Here is a 764-nt window from a genome sequence, read left to right as displayed (position 1 = left end):
TTGCAGGCCGTTGGCCGAGCCGAACATGTACGTCTCGCCACGCCCGTAGACCGAGGCGTTGCCGTCGAATTCGATCCGCTCGATCCCACTGATTTGTCGCACCCGACGCGAGCGACAATGCATGCGGTCCACCAGATCGCGAGGCGGTTTCCAGCCCTGCACGTCCAAGGCGATATGCACAGCGGCTTGGTTGGTTTCGCAGTGACTCAGCACGGCAGCGGCCAAATCATCCAGCACGCCCTGGAGGATGCGCGGATCGGCGCCATCGAGGGCGTGAGGCGATACCTCGATCTTGAGGTGCGAGCCAATGGTGTCGACCTTGATGTTGTGATTCTTGATTAGCAGGATCAGACCCATTTCAGCGTTCTGCAGGCGGTACTGATAGCCGGAGTCGCGACCGATGCGGCCCTTGGACCACTCGTAGCCGGCGAACTCGACCACATCCACCGAGAGGTCAAACAGCGCCATGACTTCCGGCCGGAGTTTGCCGTTGTACAACTGCCGCACCGTATCCACGCCGCACCGCAGAATGCGCACGCCTGACAGGTCGGTGAATTGAGCCGTGGTGTCGTCGAAGAACAACCGCCCTTTCGGGCTTTCCAAGACCTGACCGTCCGACTCGATACTGACGCGAATTTGATGGCTGATTTTCTTCATCTTTAACGATCCAAATTGGTACGAATTGAAACCGCAATAGGTGGCTTATCTGACGTGTTACAGGGGCGTCGGCCGGCCCCGCCGTGGCGCTTGCTCACTCCGAGACG

Annotated in this window: 1 pseudogene; it reads right to left on the bottom strand. The window is 59.4% G+C overall.

What is annotated here, in order from left to right:
- Positions 1-657: pseudogene (locus ACTJJX_RS35040) on the bottom strand (hypothetical protein); the annotation flags it as partial.
- Positions 658-764: the final 107 nt, after the last annotated feature.

The organism is Pseudomonas sp. 22490, from assembly GCF_052044465.1.
In the GTDB taxonomy this organism is placed as follows: domain Bacteria; phylum Pseudomonadota; class Gammaproteobacteria; order Pseudomonadales; family Pseudomonadaceae; genus Pseudomonas; species Pseudomonas aeruginosa.
This window is presented reverse-complemented; position numbering and strand designations above follow the sequence as displayed.